22 protein-coding genes are annotated in these 18,487 nt (G+C 65.3%); 12 read left to right on the top strand and 10 right to left on the bottom strand.

The features are described from left to right. Positions 1 to 111 precede the first annotated feature (111 nt). Entirely contained in the window at positions 112 to 297 is a 186-nt protein-coding gene (locus AB1411_06285; protein MEW6543204.1) for a helix-turn-helix transcriptional regulator, read from the top strand. A 41-nt stretch (positions 298 to 338) separates the two neighbouring features. Here the strand turns inward: AB1411_06285 and AB1411_06280 are convergent, their stop codons facing one another. Continuing rightward, positions 339 to 722: a DUF6516 family protein gene (locus AB1411_06280; protein MEW6543203.1), complete on the bottom strand. Its 384-nt coding sequence runs from the start codon at positions 720 to 722 to the stop codon at positions 339 to 341. Further along, positions 713 to 1,003 carry a hypothetical protein gene (locus tag AB1411_06275; protein ID MEW6543202.1) on the bottom strand — a complete coding sequence of 97 codons (291 nt, stop codon included), beginning with the start codon at positions 1,001 to 1,003 and terminating at the stop codon, positions 713 to 715. Before AB1411_06275 ends, AB1411_06280 begins: the two co-directional genes overlap by 10 nt. 146 nt (positions 1,004 to 1,149) lie before the next feature. Here AB1411_06275 and AB1411_06270 point away from each other — a divergent pair, with 146 nt between their 5' ends. From AB1411_06270 to AB1411_06260, 3 genes are all read left to right on the top strand, one after another. After that, entirely contained in the window at positions 1,150 to 1,440 is a 291-nt protein-coding gene (locus tag AB1411_06270) for a type II toxin-antitoxin system RelE/ParE family toxin (protein ID MEW6543201.1), read from the top strand. 80 nt (positions 1,441 to 1,520) lie between these two features. After that, the gene (locus AB1411_06265) at positions 1,521 to 1,727 is read left to right on the top strand and encodes a HigA family addiction module antitoxin (protein ID MEW6543200.1); all 207 of its coding nucleotides are present in this window, start codon (positions 1,521 to 1,523) and stop codon (positions 1,725 to 1,727) included. Positions 1,728 to 2,137: 410 nt separating this feature from the next. Then, the gene (locus AB1411_06260; protein ID MEW6543199.1) at positions 2,138 to 2,518 is read left to right on the top strand and encodes a hypothetical protein; all 381 of its coding nucleotides are present in this window, start codon (positions 2,138 to 2,140) and stop codon (positions 2,516 to 2,518) included. A 155-nt stretch (positions 2,519 to 2,673) separates the two neighbouring features. Here the strand turns inward: AB1411_06260 and AB1411_06255 are convergent, their stop codons facing one another. The 3 genes from AB1411_06255 to AB1411_06245 form a co-directional block, all read right to left on the bottom strand. Continuing rightward, entirely contained in the window at positions 2,674 to 2,862 is a 189-nt protein-coding gene (locus tag AB1411_06255; GenBank protein MEW6543198.1) for a hypothetical protein, read from the bottom strand. 102 nt (positions 2,863 to 2,964) lie between these two features. Then, on the bottom strand, positions 2,965 to 3,270 hold the full coding sequence (locus AB1411_06250; GenBank protein MEW6543197.1) for an RNA-binding protein: 306 nt from the start codon (positions 3,268 to 3,270) through the stop codon (positions 2,965 to 2,967). Between the two features lie 266 nt (positions 3,271 to 3,536). Then, the gene (locus AB1411_06245) at positions 3,537 to 3,809 is read right to left on the bottom strand and encodes a hypothetical protein (GenBank protein MEW6543196.1); all 273 of its coding nucleotides are present in this window, start codon (positions 3,807 to 3,809) and stop codon (positions 3,537 to 3,539) included. 615 nt (positions 3,810 to 4,424) lie between these two features. Here AB1411_06245 and AB1411_06240 point away from each other — a divergent pair. From AB1411_06240 to AB1411_06210, 7 genes are all read left to right on the top strand, one after another. Further along, complete coding sequence (locus AB1411_06240) at positions 4,425 to 5,528, top strand: deoxyhypusine synthase family protein (protein ID MEW6543195.1); 1,104 nt, start codon at positions 4,425 to 4,427, stop codon at positions 5,526 to 5,528. A 93-nt stretch (positions 5,529 to 5,621) separates the two neighbouring features. Next, positions 5,622 to 6,311, top strand: coding sequence for a DsbA family protein (locus AB1411_06235; GenBank protein ID MEW6543194.1), 690 nt, complete (start codon positions 5,622 to 5,624; stop codon positions 6,309 to 6,311). A gap of 84 nt (positions 6,312 to 6,395) precedes the next feature. After that, the gene (locus AB1411_06230) at positions 6,396 to 6,677 is read left to right on the top strand and encodes a hypothetical protein (protein ID MEW6543193.1); all 282 of its coding nucleotides are present in this window, start codon (positions 6,396 to 6,398) and stop codon (positions 6,675 to 6,677) included. Positions 6,678 to 6,693: 16 nt separating this feature from the next. Next, complete coding sequence (locus AB1411_06225) at positions 6,694 to 8,130, top strand: aldehyde dehydrogenase family protein (GenBank protein ID MEW6543192.1); 1,437 nt, start codon at positions 6,694 to 6,696, stop codon at positions 8,128 to 8,130. Positions 8,131 to 8,368: 238 nt separating this feature from the next. Continuing rightward, a complete protein-coding gene (locus AB1411_06220; GenBank protein ID MEW6543191.1) occupies positions 8,369 to 8,944 on the top strand; it encodes an arginine decarboxylase, pyruvoyl-dependent in 576 nt (191 codons plus the stop codon). A gap of 7 nt (positions 8,945 to 8,951) precedes the next feature. After that, entirely contained in the window at positions 8,952 to 9,887 is a 936-nt protein-coding gene (gene speB / locus AB1411_06215) for an agmatinase (GenBank protein MEW6543190.1), read from the top strand. Positions 9,888 to 10,000: 113 nt separating this feature from the next. Next, positions 10,001 to 10,735, top strand: coding sequence for a pseudouridine synthase (locus AB1411_06210; protein MEW6543189.1), 735 nt, complete (start codon positions 10,001 to 10,003; stop codon positions 10,733 to 10,735). A gap of 186 nt (positions 10,736 to 10,921) precedes the next feature. Here the strand turns inward: AB1411_06210 and AB1411_06205 are convergent, their stop codons facing one another. From AB1411_06205 to AB1411_06195, 3 genes are all read right to left on the bottom strand, one after another. Continuing rightward, on the bottom strand, positions 10,922 to 11,713 hold the full coding sequence (locus AB1411_06205) for an MCP four helix bundle domain-containing protein (GenBank protein MEW6543188.1): 792 nt from the start codon (positions 11,711 to 11,713) through the stop codon (positions 10,922 to 10,924). A gap of 35 nt (positions 11,714 to 11,748) precedes the next feature. After that, complete coding sequence (locus AB1411_06200; GenBank protein ID MEW6543187.1) at positions 11,749 to 13,428, bottom strand: ABC transporter ATP-binding protein; 1,680 nt, start codon at positions 13,426 to 13,428, stop codon at positions 11,749 to 11,751. 205 nt (positions 13,429 to 13,633) lie between these two features. After that, complete coding sequence (locus AB1411_06195; GenBank protein MEW6543186.1) at positions 13,634 to 14,251, bottom strand: ATP-binding cassette domain-containing protein; 618 nt, start codon at positions 14,249 to 14,251, stop codon at positions 13,634 to 13,636. A 565-nt stretch (positions 14,252 to 14,816) separates the two neighbouring features. On the opposite strand from AB1411_06195, the gene AB1411_06190 reads away from it, so the two are divergent. After that, positions 14,817 to 15,338 (top strand): hypothetical protein, encoded by a 522-nt coding sequence (locus AB1411_06190; protein ID MEW6543185.1) that lies wholly within the window; start codon positions 14,817 to 14,819, stop codon positions 15,336 to 15,338. Positions 15,339 to 15,406: 68 nt separating this feature from the next. Here AB1411_06190 and AB1411_06185 read toward each other — a convergent pair whose 3' ends face one another. Continuing rightward, positions 15,407 to 16,888 carry a TolC family protein gene (locus AB1411_06185; GenBank protein MEW6543184.1) on the bottom strand — a complete coding sequence of 494 codons (1,482 nt, stop codon included), beginning with the start codon at positions 16,886 to 16,888 and terminating at the stop codon, positions 15,407 to 15,409. 123 nt (positions 16,889 to 17,011) lie between these two features. Then, the gene (locus AB1411_06180; protein MEW6543183.1) at positions 17,012 to 18,448 is read right to left on the bottom strand and encodes a biotin/lipoyl-binding protein; all 1,437 of its coding nucleotides are present in this window, start codon (positions 18,446 to 18,448) and stop codon (positions 17,012 to 17,014) included. Positions 18,449 to 18,487: the final 39 nt, after the last annotated feature.

The raw sequence follows: 18,487 nt of genomic DNA, 5'->3' as shown, positions 1-18,487 counted from the left end.
GCACCGGCCACACAGCGCGCTCGGGGATTTAACGCCCAGGGAATTCACTCAACGCGCGGCCGAAACCGGGCTGCAGGAAGAGCGAAATTTCCAGCTCACTACGGTCTAGTTTTGGGGAGGGGGTCAGCGGCGGGTTTGACCCAGCAGGATCTGGCCAGGCGTTTGGGCCGGCCACAATCTTATGTTTCAAAGTATGAGCTGAGGGAGAGACGCCTGGATGTCATCGAGTTTGTTCGGATTACGAGGGCTCTTTCAGCCGACCCCTGTGAGATCATCCGCAGGATTAAGGCTTCATAACCTCCTCTTTTCCTGGCCATCGAGTGCCAAATATTGCAGGCTCAGTGACGCTTGATGTGCTGAGCAGCTTCGCGAAGGGCTTGGTCCAGCGGCGGTGATTCAGAGGGCACGATGCTGTGGGGCAGGTGCTTATGGTCGGGATAACTCGCAAGATGCTTCGCGGCAGGATCGAGGGCGTTGTCATAGCGGAAAAGAAGACCGCCGCTCGCGGACACATAGTGATAGGCGTATTTCATCCTGATGATCGGCTCGCCCAGGCGGAGAAACTCTCTGAAATGGAGCCGGGAGCCGTCGGAGAAGGTGACGCTCCCTTTCACAAGGCCGGCTGTGGGCGGGCGGTCTTCGTAGGCGAGAGAATGGAAGAGGACGCTGGGAATCTGGAGGATCTGAGCCCGAACCCTCTCCGCATACTCCGTTAGCTGCATAGCTCGAGCGAGTCAAGGCTGCGGAGGGCTTCTTCAAGAGAGCGACGGATCGCCAATTCTCCTTCCAGTTCCAGCAGGGCCATTTCGTTGGCTTCTATGCGGGCCACGGTTCCGGCGAGCACCTGCTCCACCGTCACCGAGAGCTCGCGGGTGAGCGCGGCGATCCGCTCGTTGGTCGTGGCGAGACTGCCCCGCACCACCTTTTTCTCCATTTCAATGGCGTCCTTCACCAGCGGGGCAGCTTGTTCCGGATTGGGGGTCTTGATCTGGATCGTGGCCATCAGTTTCTGCTCCTCTCCAGTTCTATGGCTTGCACTGTAGCAAAGTTCCCCGGGGTCGGCAAGCCGGAGACAACTTTATCTGTCCCCCAGACTGTTCCTCGAAATTCCTTCTTGCACAGATACCATTCAATTGGTAAAATCATCCCGTGATCGTCGGCTTCGCGGACAAGGCTTCTCAGGACATTTTTGACGGCGCCAACTCCAAGGAAGCACGGAAGATCCCCAAGCCGCTTTGGGCGGTCATTGCAAGGAAATTCGACATGCTCAATACCGCGCGCGATCTTCTTGACCTGTCCGCGCCGCCAGGCAATCGCCTGGAGGCATTAAAAGGAAGCAAGAAGGGATTCCATAGCGTCCGCGTCAATGACCAGTACCGGATCATCTTTCGATGGTCTGCCGGCAATGCGAGTGACGTTCAAGTGGTCGATTATCACTGATTGCAGGAGGCACCATGAGGCCCAAGCATCGAGCGCCAACCCATCCGGGAGAGATCCTATTGAAGGAGTTTCTCGAACCGATGGGCATCACCCAGGTCGAGCTGGCGAAATCGATCGGCGTCCCTGTCCAAAGGGTGAACACGCTGATTAACGGTAAACGCGGGATTACCGCGACCACGGCCTTGCTGCTCGCTCAACGCCTGAAGACCTCCCCAGAATTTTGGATGAACCTCCAGGCTGCCTGGGATCTCTACGAGGCGGAGCAAGCCTTGAAACGGTCAGCCTGATGTCGCCAGAGCGGCAAACTGTGCTGAAAAATGGGCTGTCCTATACAGGACACGCCGTTGTAACTCGTTGAAAATACGTGGTGGCTATCGGACAATCAAAAACTCTAACTCATTGATTTTCCTCGTCATTGACCTCCCTCTCAAGGCTCAGACACGGGTTCGAATCCCGTTGGGACCACCAGACCGAGCTTCGCTAGAGCCGCGAGCCGTACGATTGCTCTTGGCGAGCGGAGAAAGACCCTCCAGAGAATCCTCATTCCAAATTCCAAGGACTTGCCTGGCGGGAGCCGCTGCGCGGCGATCCGCAAGACCCCGCCATTTGATTTTCTTCCCAGGTTCATCCACACTTCGGTTGAGCCGTCCGTTTCGATCACAAATGGGCGGACGGGTCTTGGCAAGCGACTCGATTTATGATTCGGATCGGGATCACGCTGGCACTCGCGGGAAGTCTTCTGCTCAGCCTCGCCGGCTGCGGCTCCCGGGAACCGCGCCCGCTGCAGATGGAGGAGATCCAGGTCGGCCAGTCGGACATGGCGGCCGTCCGCCTGGTGTTCGGGGACCCGCAGGCCGTCCGCCAATGGGAAGAGGGCGGCGCGCGCTATGAGGCGTGGACCTATGCGCCGGTGGCGCCGGAGGTCCACACCGCGGTCGCGTTCCCGCTCGGCAAGCGGGCCGAGTACAATCTGGGCGCCCGCCCCGGCCTGGACTTCGTGTTTGACCAGGACGGTATCCTGCGAAGCTACAAGACTTTGGATAGCCCGAGCCAGGGGCGGGCGGAGCCCGTCCGCTGAGCGGGAATCCTGGCCGATCTCTCCTTGCCTCGCGAGCTGGCAGGTCGGATTCCGGCTGCGGGGAATGGCCGCTGGTGATGAATTCTTGAGGCGCGGAGGCGGGTGACTCCAGACAGCGACAGCGCCTTTGACGCCGGGGACGCGTCGGCAGTCTATCAGTAGAGGGGGGCCTGCGGACCAGGGCGCAGGCCGGCCAGATCGGGATCTTCCCCATCGTCCGGTCTGGGGCGCGCCAGCTTTTCCTCTTTCCGCTGCGCACGGCGGGCTTCTTTTTCTATCCGCTTGACTTGCTTGCCCCGCTCGCGAGCACGTTTGGCCAGCGTCGCCTTGCCTGGTCGTGCCATGGGCTCCTCCCTGCCGCTCGCCGATGAACGAAAAGGCGGGGCCCCCCGTCTCCGGATGGCCCCGCCGGGGATTGTGGTCAGTGCGATCCCGTCACGTGATGACTACCAGCGTCCGCCGCGACCTCCTCGGTCGCCTCCGCGTCCGCCGCCGGAACGCGGCTCCTGGGGCTTCGCCTCGTTGACGGTGAGCGTCCGGCCGTCGAGCTGCGTGCCGTTCAGCGCGGCAATTGCCGCCTTGGCTTCCTCTGCCGTGGACATTTCCACGAAGCCGAAACCGCGCGACTGCCCCGTGTACTTGTCCGTGATGACTCGAGCCGACTCGACGGTGCCATGCGCGGCAAACAGTTCGTGCAGCTGCGCTTCGGTCGTTGAGTACGGCAACCCGCCAACGTAGATCTTCGAACCCATAAGGTTCCTCCTTGAGAGATGGTGCCATTGTCTTGGACTCGAGAACGTAGAGATGAAGGGAAGAAACCGGCCGAAGACGTGAAAAGTCCGAACGGCTTGGTCTGGCTTCCGATCTGATTCCCGGGCAACACAACAGCGGTTCAGGGCTCTCCTGTCTGCCGCTTGATCACGAGCCCCACGCGACGAAGCAGAGACACCGTCCCACGATCGGTGTCGAAAAGCAATACGTGGGCAGGCCGGAGTGACGGGATGGGGGATCACTCGGGTCAGGCCGCCCCGCGGCGGCTCAGGGAACCCGACTCGGCGCGACGAGGGGTGCCGGTGGTTGGCGCGCCCTGTCTCGCGGATCGCGACCGGGTCCCCTGTCCAAGGCCCCGGCTGGACAGAATGATCGCCTGCCGCCTGATTTCCTCGATCGGAACGACCGGACGCTCCTTCACCGCTTCGCCCGCCAACGGCTTCCAGTTGGTCCTCAGCCGTTTCCGTTTGGCGGCGAGCTTGCCTTTCAGCCATTTTCTCCTGTTGCCGGGCCACATCATGGTTCGCTCCTTGGGCTGCATGCAGCCAGTCCGGATGTTCGCGCCGCCTTGCGGTTGACTCTGTAGAGAGGCGGAAACGCCTGGCGTAAGAGCAGCGTGTGCTAGGGAATCGGTCGCGCAGGATTCGGGATAGAGGAGGCCGCGCGCGAGGGATCGTAGCCACCGTGGCTCGTACGGTGCAGGCATCCTACCGCGCTTCAGCCTGCTCCGTCAAACGCCCTTCGTGGATGCCTTGGAATAACAACGGGTTAGAATGGCTCTTCCGGCCGTGCACGCGACGAACCGGCCCCGTCGGTGGTTGGCTCCGCGTGACATCCCGTGTAGGCTCCGCGCGCCGCCGATGCCGACGCCTCTCCACCAGGTCTTCTGTCAGACCCGCTTGCGCCGGCTCCGTTCGTGAACGGCGACGAGACGACCAAAGAATTGTCCGCGCAAACCAAGCGTCTCCGCCACAAGGCGCCGATGAAATTCAGACCGAGTCGGTTGAGCGTGGTCGTGAGGCTTTCTTCGCCGATCAGCATGGCCGCCGAAAGGCACGCCCTCGATGGCGAGGATTTGACCCCATTCGAAGGGTTGTGTATAAGTAACCGAGCCATTCACCGGGGAGGCCGAGCCATGCAGCCGCGTGAATTCCATGACGGGGCGCAAGACGGGCTCGAGGCACTGGAGCCGCTCGATCCCGACAAGGTCCGCTCGTTTTCGGATTTGTTGTGTGCGATGCGCAAGACCGCCTTCGGCGGCCGGCGGCTGGGGGAGGCGTTCGAGGTCCTCTCGGCGATGATCGAGGACCAGGATTGCGGCGTCGTCATGACGCTCTCGGGCGCGATGACCATCGCCAAGATGGGCAAGATCGTCAGCAGCATGATCGACCACGGCATGGTGCAGGCGGTCGTGTCCACGGGCGCGCTGATCGCGCACGGGCTCACCGAATCCGTGGGCAAGGTCCACTACCGACACTCGCCCAAGGTGAGCGACGAGGAGCTGTTCCGCAAGGGGTACAACCGGGTCTATGACACCTTGGAGATGGAAGCGAACCTGAACTACGTGGAGCACGTCGTCGCGCAGACGCTCAAGCGCGTGCCCGCGGACCAGCCCCTTTGCTCCGAGCTGCTGACGCGCGAGATCGGCCGGACGCTCGCGGAGGAATACGAGGGCACGGGTATCCTCAAGAGCGCGTATCTCAAGAAGGTGCCGGTCTACATCCCGGCCTTCACCGATTCGGAGATGGGGCTCGACGTGGCCACCTGGGCGATGGGGCTGTCGATCGACCGGGCGCGGAGCCAGAATCTGCCCAACGGGGATATCACCGTGCTGCGGACGTTGCACAAGACCCTGCCGTCCTTCAACCCGTACCTGGACCTCAACAGCTACACGGAGCGGGTCCTCTCGTCCAAGAAGCTCGGGATTTTCACGATCGGCGGCGGCGTGCCACGGAACTGGGCCCAGCAGGTGGCGCCCTACGTCGAAATCACGAACCTGCGGCTGGGGTTGAACGTCAAGCCGCCGCGCTTCCAATACGGCGTGCGCATCTGCCCGGAGCCCGACTACTGGGGCGGCTTGAGCGGGTGCAGCTACCAGGAAGGGATCTCCTGGGGCAAGTTCGTGCCGGCCGAGGAGGGAGGCCGGTTCGCCGAGGTCCTGAGCGATGCGACGGTGGTCTGGCCATTGTTGATGATGGGTCTGCTGGAGCGATTTCGAGCCAAGCGGGGCGCGTCCTGACCCCGCTCTCCTCTTGTCTGCCCGCTTCCTGACGCCTCGGACTTTCCACGGTCGGCCCCTCGTCAGACGAAACGATCACGGCGTGACGGGACCATGAGACGACGCATTGCCAGCCGTTCGGTCGGCCTCCTGCTCGGGGTCGCGCTCCTCGCGCTTGCGGCGCATGTCCTGGGGCCGATCCCGCAGGCGGGCGCGGACCAGGCCTTGGACCAGTTGGGCAAGGACGACGGTCGGACGAGGGGCCAGGCCACGGCGCCGGTCACGTTGATCGAGTATTCCGACTTCACCTGCGGTTTCTGCAAGAAATTCTACCGGGAGACCTGGCCACGCCTCCAGGCCAAATACGTCGAGGCCGGCAAGCTCCGGTTTTTGTATCGCGACTATCCCCGCGCCTTCCAGGGGCCCGGACTCGACGCGGCGCTGGCGGCCCGGTGCGCGGGCGAGCAGGGCCGGTACTGGGCCATGCACGACCGGCTGTTCGACACCGGCAAGCTGGGGCCGGCGGATCTACGGGGGCACGCCAAGGCCATCGGCCTGGATCAAGCCGCGTTCGACAAGTGCATGAAGGGGGCAAGGCACACGGAGGCGATTTTCTCGGACCGGGCCGAAGGGTACAATCTCGGATTCCGGGGGACGCCGGGCTTCGTGCTGATGCGGACCGATCACCCGGAGCAGGAGCCGCCGCTCGTGATCCCCGGGGCCTTCCCGTACGAAGTGTTCGAGGAGCAGATCGAGCGGATGCTGGGAGACCCGGCCAAAAAGCGGAGCGGAGCGAGCCGCTGAGGGGTTGCATTCTTGCTCGCAGGGGGCCTATGCTGTCGGGGCGACATCCGTAAGGCGACAAGGGCCCATTACGAGAAGGACGCTATGGCGCGCGAACAGGCATTCTGGTCAGTGGAGAGCGGAGAGGGCGACCCGGACCTCTGGGTCTGCATGTCCTGCCTGAGCGAAGTGTTCCGGCGAAAGGTCCCGATGCCGGACTGTCCGACCTGCCACGGGGTCTCCACCTACGAGGCCTTTACGCTGGAATCGATCCGCGATTGGGGGACCGAGGAGTTGATCGCCAAGGCCGACCGAGCGATCGCCGAGGCCAAGCGGACGCCTCCGCCGTCTCCCGGAGGGCAACCGGCTGCCGAGATCGCCGAATGACTTGAGGATCCCCCCAATGGCCGCCAAGCCATTGCTGATCGGCAGCCAGTGGCGGACGACGGCGGCCACGGCTCCCGTCCGAAATCCCTACACCGGCGCAGTGGTGGCCGAGGTCTGTCAGGCCGGAAAGGCCGAGGCGGACGAGGCCGCGTGGGCGGCGGTGTCCGCCTTTCCCGCCATGCGGCGGTTGCCGGCCCACGCCAGAGCCGGCGCGCTCGCCAAGATTGCCAGAGCCCTCTCGGACCGGCGCGACGAGTTCGCGCGGTCCATCGTGGCCGAGGGGGGCAAACCGATCTCCGACGCGCGGCGCGAAGTGGGCCGCGCGATCCAGACCTTCACGCTCGCGGCGGAGGAGGCCAAGCGCCTGCCCGGCGAGGTCATTCCGCTCGATCTGACGCCGGGCACGGAGCCCTACGTGGGGTTGACCCGACGGGTCCCGATCGGCCCCGTGCTCGGCATCACCCCGTTCAACTTTCCGATCAATCTGGTTGCGCACAAGGTGGCTCCCTCTCTGGCCTGCGGGAACCCGATCGTGGTCAAGCCCGCTCCTCAGACGCCGGTCACGGCGCTGCTGCTCGGCGAGGTCGTGCTGGACGCAGGGCTGCCGCCCGGGGCGCTCAGCATCGTGCCCTGCGAAAACGCGGTCGCGGAACAGATGGTGGCGGACCCCCGCTATGCGCTCCTCAGCTTCACCGGCAGCGCCGCCGTCGGGTGGATGCTCAAGGCCAAGTGCGGCCGCAAGCGCGTCGTGCTGGAGCTGGGCGGCAACGCGGGCGTGATCGTGGAGCCGGACGCGGATCTGGAAGTCGCGGCCCAACGGTGCGCGGCCGGCGGGTTCGGCTACGCCGGACAAACCTGCATCTCGGTGCAGCGGGTCTTCGTGCACGACGCCGTGTACGACCGCTTCGTGGCCTCCCTGCTGGCGCGGGTGGCGGCGCTCAAGGTCGGGGACCCGGCCGATGAGACCACCGTGATCGGGCCGCTGATCGACGAGGCGGCCGCGCGCCGGGTCGAGGGCTGGATTCAGGAGGCGGTGGCCCAGGGGGCCCGGTTGCTGGCCGGCGGCAAGCGGTCGGGCTCGGTGGTGGAAGCCACGGTCCTGAGCGACGTGACCCCCGACATGAAGGTCTCGTGCCAGGAGGTCTTCGGGCCGGTCGTGACGGTCTCCCGCTACAAGCGGTTCGAGGACGCCGTCGAGGCCCTGAACGATTCGGAGTTCGGGCTGCAAGCCGGCGTCTTCACCCGCGACGTGGGGCGCATCTTCCGGGCCTACCGGGACCTGGAAGTGGGCGCCGTGCTGGCCAACGAGATTCCCACGTTCCGTGCCGATCACATGCCCTACGGCGGAGTCAAGAGCTCGGGGATCGGGCGGGAGGGCGTCCGGTACGCCATCGAAGACATGACCGACGTCAAACTGCTGGTGCTGAACCTGCCCGAGTCCGGTCCCGTCTGAACGCCGTGTCGGTCGCTCCCTCGTCCCGCCTGGGCGCCACTCGCCAAGTCTCTGCGAAATCCTGTTGCGGAAACTTTGACAAATTGGTACAAATGCGGCCCAACACCGGACCGTGACGGGTGATGCGTGACGGGTGATGGGCGGAGAGCCGAAAGCAGGTTTCACGTAGACTGGTCATTCGTCCTAACTCGCTCGTCACCGATCACTCGTCACCCATCACTGTCTTGAGGGAGGCGCGATGGTTCCGACTCATATGTTTCTGACCAGAGGCGTAGGAGTCCACAAGGAAAAGCTGGCCTCCTTCGAGCAGGCGTTGCGGAGCGCGGGCGTGGCCTACTGCAACCTCGTCAGCGTGTCCTCGATCTTCCCGCCCAATTGCAAGATCATCCCGAGGATGCGGGGGGAGAAGCTGCTGAACCCGGGCGAGATCACCTTTTGCGTGATGGCCCGTTCCGAGACGAACGAGCGCAACCGGCTGATCTCCGCTTCGATCGGCCTGGCGATCCCCACGGATCGGCACACCTACGGCTATCTCTCCGAGCACCACGCCTACGGCGAGACCGACGAGGAGTCCGGCGAGTACACGGAAGATCTGGCCGCCCAGATGCTGGCCACGACCCTGGGCGTCGAGTTCGATGCCAATCAGGCCTGGAAGGAACGGGAGCAGGTCTTCAAGATGGGCGGCAAGATCGTGCGGACCCTGAACATCACCCAGTCGGCCATCGGCAAGGCCAACCGGTGGACGACGGTCGTGGCCCTGGCCGTGTTCATTCCGCCGGAGAATCTCCCCAAGAAAGACCGATCCAGGCGGTGAGGCGGGCATGGCCGTTCCGAAGGGCTGGCTCGGACCAAAGCGGAACTTTCTGGGTCTCGAGGAGCCCTGGTGCCTGCCGGACCGGGCGGGCGTCTACGTCCTGCCGGCCCCCTACGAGCACACGTCCAGTTACATCCGGGGATCGGACCAGGGGCCGTCGGCCATCCTCGAGGCTTCCCGCCAGGTCGAGTTCTACGACGAGACGCTGGGAGTCGAGTCCTACCGCGAATGGGGCGGGGTGGCGACCGCCGCGCCGCTGAAGCTGGGCAGGAAAGTCAATCGGCGGGCGGTGGAGGCCATTGAGGCCTATGTGGCGCCGCACGTCAAGCCCGGCCGGTTCGTCCTGACCCTGACCGGCGAGCACACGGGGGCGCTGGGGGCGATCCGGGCCCATGCCCGCCGGTATCCCGACCTCTGCGTCGTGCAGGTTGACGCGCACGGCGACCTGCGCCAGGCCTACCTCGACAATCCCTTCAGCCATGCCAGCGTGATGGCCCGCGTCGTGGAGGACGGCCTCCCCCTGGTGCAGGTCGGCATCCGGTCCGTCTCGCCCGAGGAACTCGACCTGATCAACCGGACGAAGACCGTCTCGACGTTCTTCGCGTCCAAGATCCTCGATCCGGCCGGGCCCTACGAGGGAAAAGCCGCCAATTGGGTGCCGGAGGTCGTGCGGGCCTGCACCGGGCCGGTCTATCTGACCTTCGACTGCGACGGCCTGGACCCTTCGATCGTGCCCGCGCTGGGAACTCCGGAGCCCGGCGGATTGGGCTGGTACGATACGCTCGCGCTGGTGGCGGCCTTGGCCAGGGGGCCGGGGATCGTCGGGATGGACGTCAGCGAGATCGCGCCGATCAGAGGATTCGCCGCTCCCCAGTTCGCCGTCGCCCGGCTGATCTATCGCGTCCTCGGGCTGGTCAGGACTGCCGGCCGGCACAAGCCGTGACGAGAGACCGGCAACGAGTCCGGGCGACGCGGGGACGCGGGGACGCGGGGACGCGGAGCTCGCCGCGTCCCCCCCTCACCGCGTCTCCGCATCAGTCTCTTTCCCCATCACCCATCGCCCATCACGCCTCGTCCGAGAGTGTCCGGATCAACCGGTTTTTTACGCAGCAGGGGCTCTGTTCCAGACGCGAGGCGGACCGGCTGATCGAGCAGGGGCGGGTGACGATCAACGGACGGGTGGCGGTGCTGGGCGATCGCGTCGGTCCCGGCGACGTCATCGCACGGGACGGCGTCGTGCTGCCCTGGGGGAACGAGCCGGTCTACATCAAGTTCCACAAGCCGGTCGGCGTGACCACGACCACCGAACGGGACGTGCCCGGCAACATCATCGCCGCCATCGGGCACCCGGAGCGGATCTTCCCGATCGGCCGGCTGGACAAGGACTCCTCCGGCCTGATCCTGCTCACCAACGACGGGGAGATCGTCAACCGCATCCTGCGGACGGAGTTCGGGCACGAGCGGGAGTACCTCGTGACGGTGGACCGGCCGTTCGACCGGACGTTCCTGGACCGGATGGCCCGCGGCGTCGTGATCCTCGGCGCCCCCACCAAACCCTGCGTCGTGAAGCGTTGCGGCCCCGGAACGTTCCGCATCATCCTGACCGAAGGCCGCAACCGGCAGATCCGGCGGATGTGCCAGGCCTTGGGCTACCGGGTCGTGTCCCTGCACCGGACCCGCATCATGCACATCACGATCAACGGGCTGAAGGTCGGGGAGTGGCGAAACCTCTCGGACGGGGAACGGCGCCGCTTGCTGGAGGCGGTCCGTCTCGCGCGCCCGTCTGGGTGAGGCGGGGTAGCCCGCATTATTCATGGACGCTTCTACTGCAACCGCGGATACGCTGCTGCGACCGGCGGGCTCGCCGCTCAGTCGGTCGACATACTGCAGAGTATGCCTCCCTCCCTCGCGGCTCCACGCGCCTGTCTCCCGACGCGTCTGCGCGGTTTCGTCACGAACCGCCATGAATAATGCGGGCTAGTCGCTGCGCGTGGAGGCGGGGGTCGGCTCGTCCAGGGGGAGCGCGTAGCTCCGGTCCCGGTCCGGTTCGGGCTGGGCCGTCGGGGAGCCGGCGCCTGGCTCCGGGGATCCGGAGGCCCGCCTGGTGAAGAGGTTCAGGAAGGCGATCAGCAGGCTGCCGGCGATCAGCAGACGGCTGGTCTGCTGGATCGTCCTGGTCCCCTCGTCGCGCATGTCCTTGGCCACGTCCGCCACGGTCTCCAGCAGACGGTCGAGCGCCAAGCTGACCTGGATCATCTTGGGCCCTGCATTGTCGGCCGCGTGCAGCTCGGCCTGGTGGCGCAGTTCCGCCTGCTCCTGGGGCGAGCGGGCGATCCAGGATTTGGTCAGCAGGTTGAGGGTCCGGCTGGCGACGGAGAAGTAGGCGTCGATGCTTTCCCGCACGGCCTGGATGTCGGCGGGCTCGCTCCGGCCGCTGCGCGAGACCCGCAGGCTGGCGGCGGCGTACCGGTCCACGGCGTGCTGGATCCGGGCGTGGAGATCCGGCAGCGGCTTCGTGATCCGTTCAAAATCTTCCCTCGTCTGGGCTTCGAGGGCGCGGACGATCGAGGTCCGGTAGCGAATGACGTCGGAGGAGATGTGGGCGATGTCCGTGGCGGCCAGCGTGTATTCCGCGTACATGATGCGGAGGTCCTGATCCACCTGGCTCAGCTCCTGGGCCCCCAGGAGGCCGAGGCCGGCGATCAGGGCGCTGACCAGGGCCTGGCCGGGCGTCGGGCGGACGAACCGCCGGAAGAAGGTGACGATCATGGTTCAGGCTCCGAGCACGTTCACGCGCATTCCGTTCAATCCAGCATCAGACGCCGATCCACGTGGACCTGCAACGCCGGGTCGTTGGACACGAAGATCACGGACCAGGGCTCTTCCTTGGAGCAGAGCCGCCGCAGAATCGTCTCGCGCATGGTCGGCTGCATGCTGTGCAGCGTCCCGTCCAGGATCAGCAACTGGGGCCGGATGACGATCGCCCGCGCGACGAGCAGGCGCAGGATCTCGCTCGTCGTGAAGGCCTTGCCCCTGGCCTTCACCTGGGTCATCAGGCCCAGCGGCAGCGCGTCCACCTCCTCCTCCATCTCGACGAACCGCAGCGCCCACAGGACGTCGCTGTACGGGACCGAAGCGCGTCCCAACGTGATGTTCTCCTCCAGCGTCCCTTCGAAGAGCGACAGTTGGGAATCCAGGACGAGGCTGCGGCAGGCGTTCAGGGAGTTTATGTCCAGGTCGCGCACGTCCACGCCGTTGTACCGGAGCACGCCGGACGTGGGCGGGAACAGGCCGGCCAGGGTGCGCGCCAGCATGGTCTTGCCGGTGCTCGTGCTGGAGAAGATGGCCACTTTCTCGCCGGGGGTGAGCTCCAGGTTGAAGCCCTGGAACGCGGGCGCAGGCGCCCCGGGATAGGTGAAGGAGAGGTCCTTGCACGAGACGCGCACTCCGTGGATCGCGGGATCGGGCAGAGAGACCGAGAGCTTGTGGGAGGTGGTGTCCTTGGGCAGCGAGAACAGATAGCCCAACTCGGTCAGCGAGGTGAAGAAGTAGAACACGTAGCTCATCCGCTTCACGACCGCGTCGAAGCTGACCAGGATGCCGCTGACGATGGCTTCCGCGGCCACGAACTGACCGAGCGTGAGCTGGCCGATGGCCAGGAGCCATCCGGCCGTGGCGATGAGCCCGCCGTGCCCCACCGCCTGCCAGCCGACCGAGCCCAGGAACTGGCGGAGCAGGACGTTGAAGCGGCTCTTGCGGGCTTCGATATAGGCCTGCACGAGGTCATCGGTCTTCTTCAGCAGGAGCGGGCCGCTGACCGTGGACTTGAAGTGCGGCAGGTTGTTGGTGATCTCCTGCATCCAGTTGAGGGTCTCGTACTTGGCGTGGGACATCTCGATCGTGGCCCGCAGCCCGCCATGGCTGAGCATCACGACGACCACCCCGAACCCGCCCAGCAGCACGAAGTTATAAACGAGGAAATACGGGTGGTAAAAGACCAGGATGCTCATCCCGACGATCCCGCCGATCACCACGTTGATGATCTCGATCAGCATGGAGGACAGGGCCCGTTGCATCAGGGTCGTCTCCATGAAGTAGTTTGCGTATTTCGGGAGGAAGGCCTCCTCGCGAAACCGGGGCAGTTGCTGCGAGAGGCCGAGGGCGATTCGTGCGAAGATGCGCCGCTCCAGGATCTCGACCGCATAGAACTGCAGGGTCTTGAACGCGCCGACGAACAACAGGGTCAAGGCAATGATCGCGGCCAGCGTCACGATCATGATCGGCTGGATGGCGAAGGCGAAGGTGTTGACCAGCTCCTGGACGGTCAGCGGGACGATCAGAGAGAAGAGGCCGACCGCGAGCGCGTAGGAGACGAGCAGGGCCAGGACGCGCTGCTCGAGCCGGAAGAGGAGCCCGACCCGGGTAATGGTCTCCTGGAGGAGGTTCGGGGGGCTGTGCTGGCCGTCCGATTTATCCGCGTTCATGCCGTTCCGTCATCGCAGCCCGAATTCCTGCCCGGCGGCGCAGGCCCGCCGGGCAGCGGGCCTTTTCGCGGGAATCTGGAAAACCCCTGAGGCCCGGCAACAGACTCGTAGGGTAGCAGAGGGCGCTGGAAAATGCCAACCGGAGCCGGTCCGGGCCTTGATCGCCGGATCGAAGCGGGCTTTGCCCGTGCCGGTCCGGCTCGGATCAGCTCACGACCAGCCGCCGATCCACGTGGGTGGTCAGAAACGGATCGTTCGAGACGAAGATTACCGACCAGGGCTCTTCCTTGGAGCAGAGCCGCCGCAGGATGGTCTCCCGCACGGCCTGAGCCATGCTGTGGAGCGTGCCGTCGAAGATCAACAGTTGCGGGCGGGCGACGATGGCGCGTGCCACGAAGATCCGCAGGATCTGGCTCGTGGTGAAGGCCTTCCCCCTGGCCTTGATCGGGGTCTGCAGCCCGAGCGGGAGCGCCGCGGCCTCCTCCTCGAATTCGGCGAACTGCAGCGCCCACCGGATGTCTTCGTAGGTGACGGAGGAGCGGCCCATCGAGATGTTCTGCTCCAGCGTGCCCTCGAACAGCGACAGACGCGAATCCAGGACGAGCCCGCGACAAGCGTTGAGCGACTCCGTGTCCAGGTCCCGGAGATCCACGTCGTTGTAGCGGATGACGCCCGATGTCGGCTGGTACAACCCGGCCAGCACCAGCGCCAGGGTCGTCTTGCCGATGCTGGTTTCGGAGAACAGAGCGACCTTCTCTCCCGGCATCACTTCCAGGTTCAGGTTCCGGAAGGCGGGCGGGGAGTCCGGGTAGGCGAAGGTCACGTCCTTGCAGGTGAGCCGGACTCCGTAGAGGCCGGGATCGGGGATTCTGGACCCGCGGCTTGGCCGCCCCGGTGGCTTTGGGCAGCGAGAACAGGACCGACAACTCGCGGAGCGAGGTGAACACGTAGATCAGGGCGTACAACCGCCGCGCGACCGTTTCCATGTTGAGGAGCAGGGTTCCGACGATGACTTCGGCGGCTACGAACTGGCCGAGGGTCAACTGCCCGATGGCCAGCAACCAGCCGGCCAGGGCGATCAACCCGCCGTGCCCCACGGCCTGCCACAGCACGGCGCCGTGGTATTGACGGTCCGTCAGGATGTTCGAACGGCGTACTCTGGCCGTGACGTACGCGCTGGCGAGGGCGTCCGTTTTCCGGAGGAGAAAGGCCTGGCTGTTGACCGCCTTGAAATGCAGCAGGTTCTGGGCAATGTCCTGCAGCCAATTCAGCACGTCGTAGTTGCGGCGGGACACGTCGAGCGTGGCGAGAAAGCCTCCCCGGCCTAAAACGAAGATGACCGTCACGAATCCGCCGACGAGCAGCAAGTTATAGAAGAGGAAATACGGGTGGTACATCACCAGGATCGTCATCCCGATCAACCCGCCCACCAACACATTGATGAGGTCAACGAGCATGGCGAGGAGCGCGCGCGGCAGCAGCTCCGCCTCGATGAAGCGGTTCGCATACCGCGGCAGGAAACGCTCTTCGCGAAAACGAGGAAGCTGCTCGGTGATCGCGAGCGCGATTCGGGTGTACAGGCGCCGGACGAGAATCTCGACCGCCCGGCTCTGAAAGACCCTGAACTCGCCGATGAAGACCAGCGTGGCCGTCATGATCGCGGCCAGTGTGACGATCATGATCGGTTGGATGGCGAAGGCGAAGGTGTTGACCAGTTCCTGGACCGTCAAGGGCACGATGAGCGAGAAAAGGCCGATCGCCAGCGAGTATGCCGCGATGATCGCGAGGATTCTTCTCTCGACCTTCAAGAGCAGAGCGAACTGGGTCAGGGCGTCCTTCAACAATCGTGTCGCAGGCGGATAGTCGCTCGATTCGAGGGTCTTCACCGGTTCCCCGCTTCCCCGTTCTGATCGGTCACGAGCCGTGACTCCGTGCTGGATGCGTCGGGCACCGCTTCGCCGGTTTGCGCAAAACGCCGCTAACGGACAGGCGCATAGCTCACGGGCACGGCCGAGGCCGGGCTCTTGGCCCAAGTGCCGATGGCCCACTGGTAAAAGGCCTGGGCCTTCTGATAATCCGCCTGTGCGCGGATCCATTGGTTCTCGGAGTCCACGGCGTTCCGCTCGCGCAGGTTGACGAACAGGACGCTGGTGGCGCCCAGGCTGAACCGGAACCGCTCGCCCTCCTCCAGCGTCTTGGCCAGTTGCAGGGACTGGAACGACGCGGCGATCCGCTCCTTGGCCCGCTCGATGGCGGAGATCGCATTGTCCACGTCCACGACCACCTGCTGCTCGCGGAACTTCTGGAGCAGCACGAACCGATCGGCTTTCCCCTGCGCCTCCAACACCTCGCCCTTTCCGCGCCGCTGCAGGAACGGCACGCGGAGCTCCATCCCGAACTTGTAGCCCAGGCCCAGGACGAACTTCTCCGGGTTGCGCGCCGGCGCCGCTTCCGCATCCAGGCTCGGCAGCAGGTTGTTCTTGGCCAGTTCCAGATCAATGTTGTTGAGCTGCGCTTCGATGGCCACCTCGCGGATCTCCGGCCTGGCGGTCTTGGCGTTCACCTTGTCGGCCTGGACGATCTCGGCCGTCGGCAGGGGGAGCTGTTTCGGAAAGTCGGGGGCCCGCTCCCCCGGCGGCACGGTCGGCGAATCCTTCTCCCACAGGAACATGGAGAGCTTGTACTGCTCCTGCTCGACGGCTCTGGTGGCGGCGATCAGGGTCTCCCTCCGACGCTGGACCTCCTGGTTGGCCTCCACGGCGTCCAGCGGGGCCGCCGCGCCGGCCTTGGCGCGCTGCTCGACCTGCTTGGCCCGCTCTTCGGCCACCTTCAGCGCCCGCCGCTGCACGTCCACGAGCCTCCAGGCGGCCACCCAGTCCCAGTACTGGCCGGCCGCGGCCAAGAACAGGTCCTGCCGCATCTGGGCGATCTGGACGTCGGCCTTGGGGTCGGCCAGTTCAGACCGCTGCAGCTCGGCGTTCTCCGGGTTGACCAGCAATCCCCTGAGGAGGGGGACAGAGGCCCCGAGCAGGACTTGCTGGTTCTTGTCGAAGCTCAGGTCGGGAATCTTCGCGACGCCGATCGCCCTCCGGTACCCGGCGATCGCCCTGACTCCGGAGGGATGCTTCATGTCCAGGAACGTGTCGTTGAAGCCGACCGTCTTGGTGCTCTGGTTGGGATCAATGGAGGAGATGAACCGCTCGATCTCCGAGTCGTTCACCAGGGCGGGCTCGAACGCGCCCAGGGCCTTGAGCATCTTCCCGCGGGCGACGATCTTCTCGGCTCCGGCCCCTTTCAGAAGCGGGTGGGTCCGGTCCACCCGGGCCAGAACTTCGTCAAGCGTCAACGGAATGGGCGGCAGAGCTCTGGGCTTGTCCGGTTCCGCCGCCGCCGTGAAGACGGTTCCCAGGAGAAGGAGGGAACAAAGGGCCGCGCTTGCGGCCAGACGAGAGATCGGCATCATAGGGCACACTCCTTTCTTGCACGTCGTCGAAAGAAGAAGAGGGACGGTCCGCTGCTGATGGGACAGGCGGTGGAGGAGGGGAGCGAAGCACGCGTCCTGGTGACGCTGGACCGGCGCCTGCTACTTGGCACCTCGACCGGCTTTGGGTAAGAGCGTGTCGAGCAACGTCGGCGGACCCTCCTGATAGTCGGGCGGGAACAGGTTGAACCGGCGCCAGAGCTCGTACCAGAGGGGCACCCGGTTCAGGATCACCCAGCCCATCACCTTGGTGCCCTGCCGGACGTGGGCCTGCTCGGGCCAGGGACGGTCCTCCAGATCAGGGACGACCCAGAAGCGGAAGTTCCCCTTGCCGTCGTCCACCTGGTCCACGACCTTGATCACGCCGCCGAAAGTCCCGGCCATCAGCTCGGGCCAGGCGGGGAGCGGGATCGCGGGGATGCCGTAGAACAGGAGCCGCACCTTGCGGCCGGCGTTCAGCAGGGGGGCGTCGAGCCCGTCCGCCACCAGCTCGACGGCCTTGTCGGCGCTCGCCGGGGAGATGCGCACGAGGACGTCTCCGACCCGGACGGTCTCGCCGGGGCCGACCTGGGCCATCCGCACGACGGTGCCGTCGATCGGCGCCATCACGCGGCTGTACTCGCGCCGCTGGATGGCATTCGAGAGGCGCAACGAGACGTCGGCCAACTGGTCCGCCGCGCGGGCCGCCTCGGCGAAGGCGCCGGCCCGGGCCGCTTCGGCCTCCAGCAGGCGCTGGAGCACTTCGGCGCTCACCTGGTCCCGGCCGAAGCTCAGGGCCTTCATGCCCTGCTTGGCCGCCTTCAACACGGCCTCCGCCGCCTGCAAATTGGCCTTGCTGCCAATGGCGGCCTGGATCGTCAACTCCAGTTCCCGCTGGGACACGAGGCCTTGCTCGGCCAGTTGCCGGTGCCGGTTCACGTTCAGCTCGGCCGTGTCCACCTCGATCTTGGCCGCCGCGACGCGCTGCTCCGCCTCGCGCACCCGGTTTTCCGCTTCGACCACGCGCGCCTCCGCGGAGGGGACGGCGGCCTTGACCAAGTTCTGCATTTCCCTGATCCGCACGTCCAATTGCTCGGCCCGTTCGAGGGCCGCCTTGCGGGTCTGCTCGAGAGAGACTCTCCGCTGCTCCAGGAGCGAGAGCAGATCGGGGGACAGGAACTGGGGGTCCACGTCGCTCAACTCCACGATCGTGTCGCCCTGCTTCACGCGGCTGCCTTCGAACACGTGCCACTTCTTGATGCGGGCCATGATCTGGGCTTCGATGTTCTGGGGCCGCTCGTAAGGCGAGTAGGCGGAGAGCTGACCGGTCGCCGTGATGGTCTGGGTCCAGGGCACGAAGGCGATGACGAGGGCGAACAGGAGAATGAGTTTGACGGCCAGCCGGGCGTTGAAGCGGAGCCGCTCCGGAATCTGGACCGCTTCCCAGGACTGGAGCCTGGCCGAGGCGGCGAGATCGTCCACCTCGATGTCCTCCAGCCCGGTCGGCTGGGAGACCAGCGAGTGAATTCGCCCCTTGATGCTGTCTTTGATGGAAGGCATCGGAACGCCTCACCTAAAACGAGTTTCCATCATAGAAGA

This window comes from Nitrospirota bacterium (assembly GCA_040757595.1).
GTDB lineage: Bacteria > Nitrospirota > Nitrospiria > Nitrospirales > Nitrospiraceae > JBFLWP01.
Note: the sequence above shows the minus strand (reverse complement) of the source record. Positions and strands in the feature narration are given on the sequence as shown.

Coding starts and splice junctions, on each gene's coding strand:
- AB1411_06280 (MEW6543203.1), bottom strand. CDS start 722: ATGCAGCTAACGGAGTATGCGGAGAGGGTTCGGGCTCAGATCCTCCAG.
- AB1411_06275 (MEW6543202.1), bottom strand. CDS start 1,003: ATGGCCACGATCCAGATCAAGACCCCCAATCCGGAACAAGCTGCCCCG.
- AB1411_06265 (MEW6543200.1), top strand. CDS start 1,521: ATGGGCATCACCCAGGTCGAGCTGGCGAAATCGATCGGCGTCCCTGTC.
- AB1411_06260 (MEW6543199.1), top strand. CDS start 2,138: ATGATTCGGATCGGGATCACGCTGGCACTCGCGGGAAGTCTTCTGCTC.
- AB1411_06255 (MEW6543198.1), bottom strand. CDS start 2,862: ATGGCACGACCAGGCAAGGCGACGCTGGCCAAACGTGCTCGCGAGCGG.
- AB1411_06250 (MEW6543197.1), bottom strand. CDS start 3,270: ATGGGTTCGAAGATCTACGTTGGCGGGTTGCCGTACTCAACGACCGAA.
- AB1411_06245 (MEW6543196.1), bottom strand. CDS start 3,809: ATGATGTGGCCCGGCAACAGGAGAAAATGGCTGAAAGGCAAGCTCGCC.
- AB1411_06240 (MEW6543195.1), top strand. CDS start 4,425: ATGCAGCCGCGTGAATTCCATGACGGGGCGCAAGACGGGCTCGAGGCA.
- AB1411_06235 (MEW6543194.1), top strand. CDS start 5,622: ATGAGACGACGCATTGCCAGCCGTTCGGTCGGCCTCCTGCTCGGGGTC.
- AB1411_06230 (MEW6543193.1), top strand. CDS start 6,396: ATGGCGCGCGAACAGGCATTCTGGTCAGTGGAGAGCGGAGAGGGCGAC.
- AB1411_06225 (MEW6543192.1), top strand. CDS start 6,694: ATGGCCGCCAAGCCATTGCTGATCGGCAGCCAGTGGCGGACGACGGCG.
- AB1411_06220 (MEW6543191.1), top strand. CDS start 8,369: ATGGTTCCGACTCATATGTTTCTGACCAGAGGCGTAGGAGTCCACAAG.
- speB (MEW6543190.1), top strand. CDS start 8,952: ATGGCCGTTCCGAAGGGCTGGCTCGGACCAAAGCGGAACTTTCTGGGT.
- AB1411_06205 (MEW6543188.1), bottom strand. CDS start 11,713: ATGATCGTCACCTTCTTCCGGCGGTTCGTCCGCCCGACGCCCGGCCAG.
- AB1411_06200 (MEW6543187.1), bottom strand. CDS start 13,428: ATGAACGCGGATAAATCGGACGGCCAGCACAGCCCCCCGAACCTCCTC.
- AB1411_06185 (MEW6543184.1), bottom strand. CDS start 16,888: ATGCCGATCTCTCGTCTGGCCGCAAGCGCGGCCCTTTGTTCCCTCCTT.
- AB1411_06180 (MEW6543183.1), bottom strand. CDS start 18,448: ATGCCTTCCATCAAAGACAGCATCAAGGGGCGAATTCACTCGCTGGTC.